The organism is Rhodococcus sp. 14-2470-1a (assembly GCF_002259425.1).
GTDB lineage: Bacteria > Actinomycetota > Actinomycetes > Mycobacteriales > Mycobacteriaceae > Rhodococcoides > Rhodococcoides fascians_E.
Map to the genome: position 1 here is coordinate 1 of NZ_NPFZ01000040.1, position 1,938 is coordinate 1,938.

General features: G+C 60.5%; 1 protein-coding gene. It reads right to left on the bottom strand.

What is annotated here, in order from left to right; all coding sequences use genetic code 11:
• Nucleotides 1–530: 530 nt before the first annotated feature.
• On the bottom strand, nt 531–1,826 hold the full coding sequence (locus CH292_RS25535; protein WP_094656025.1) for an ISL3 family transposase: 1,296 nt from the start codon (nt 1,824–1,826) through the stop codon (nt 531–533).
• Nucleotides 1,827–1,938: the final 112 nt, after the last annotated feature.

Here is a 1,938-nt window from a genome sequence, read left to right on the forward strand (position 1 = left end):
CTGGCCCTTGTGACTGATCTGTGGGTGTATCGGCGGCCAGGTAGTGATGCGAAGTCGCCAAAAGACGTATCCTCAAGCTGACGGCATCAATCGACTCTTGCGGCACAGCCACAAGGAGATTTGGAGTTCAAGTCATGGTCAGCGTGCAAGGTTCCACCCCTGAAGGCAGCAGCGACCTCCTCGTATTCGTCGACGATCTACCGAGCCCACGTGTCGAGGACGCGCCCGCGGAGGTGTGGACCGAGGCTCGCACTTTCTATGAGCAGGACGCGTTCGATATCGTGGGTACGTTCGACGGCAATTCCCAATCTGGGTACAGATTTTCGGCTGTTTCCACAGAAAACTGATGTCTTAGTCAGCCAAAGCCGGGCAAGTGACAATTCCTCCGCCCATCAGCTGCCGGGGAGAGAACAGTTTCTACGCGGGGCGGGCATGCATGGTAGTAAATACGAAGTCGTGATCAAGAGAGCCAAATGGCATTGTTTCCAATGGAACTGCCGGAGCAAGCACCAACACCACCACCACCATAATCATTGGCGGCCGGGTAGGAATGGCCTGTGTCCACCGAGATTGAGCATGGCCAAGGAGATGAGCGCTTCGGGACGGGCGAAGCCGAAGGCGATGCGAGTGAGTAATCGGATCTTGGTGTTCATGGATTCGACGAGTCCGTTGGACAGGCCATGTTCGATTGCGGCGAGGATTTGTTCGCGATGTGCGGCGACTCGGCGTTGTAGCGTGACGAACGATTCAATTCGGCTGCGTCGTGCCCACTGGATCCAGCCTTCGAGCGCATCGGCCGCCTGGTCGACGGGGAGTTTGAAGACTGTACGTAAGCCCTCTTTGAGCAGGTAAGCGCGGTAGAGACGAGGATCGGTGGATGCGATCCAGCGCAGTTTCACTCGTTGGCGGTCGGTGAGGTTTTCCGGGTTCTTCCACAGCGCGTACCGGGAACGAAGCAACGCCCGGGCGGGACCTGTGGAAACGGTGGAGCGTCGTCCATTGATCCAGCCGTGTGATCGGGTGTTCCCTCCACGGCGCGCGTCGGACCATGCCTGGCGGCGAACAGCATCGAGTGCCTCTGTGGCCCAACCGACGACGTGAAAGGGGTCGGCACAACGAATAGCGCCGCGACATCGATCGCGAACCACATCGGAGATCCACAAAGCCCCGTCAGCGGTGACGTGAGTGATCTGGGCGCACCTTCCAGCACCGGAGGACTCGAGCGTGTCGAAGAATGCGCGTACGGTCGCGCGGTCGCGGCCGGGTTGAGCCCATACCAGGCGTCCGGTGTCGTGGTCGACGACGACGGTGAGGTATTTGTGGCCGCGTTTGTAGGAGATCTCGTCGATCCCGATTCGTGTCAGGCCTGCCATCGCGTCGATACCGGCGGCGGTGTCGGCCCACACCCGAGCGATGATCGATCCCACTGTGCGCCAGGCGATCCGCATCAGCTCGGTGATTGCCTTCTTGGAGCACTGTGTGGCCAACCAGGCGACCTGCTGATCGAACGAGCGCGTATGCCCGGCGCCATGACGAGCCCACGGGACCTGGCGCACCGTCGGCCCGTGGATGCTGCAATCCACCCGCGGAGCATCTGCCTCCAGGAAGACTTGAACGGTTCCCACATCCAGGCCACGCCACTGCCGTCGACCTTGCCCACGGTCATACCAGGAGGCTCTCGAACCGCAAGCTCCACATCGACCCCTCGTCGCCCTTGCAGGCCTCACATGCGCCACGAGCGCTTGTGTGTCGTCGTTGAATTCGATGTCCTCGACGACGGTGTTCTCGACGCCCAACACAGTGCGCCATAAGCTAGCGTTCTGCACGCCGTTCTCCGTTCTTCGGTTTTGACCTTCGACAAGCCAAAACCTAGACGGGGGACGGCGTGTGGCCGCTTAGGCGCGATTAGCGACCCACGAACGTGTCACAAGAGCCAGA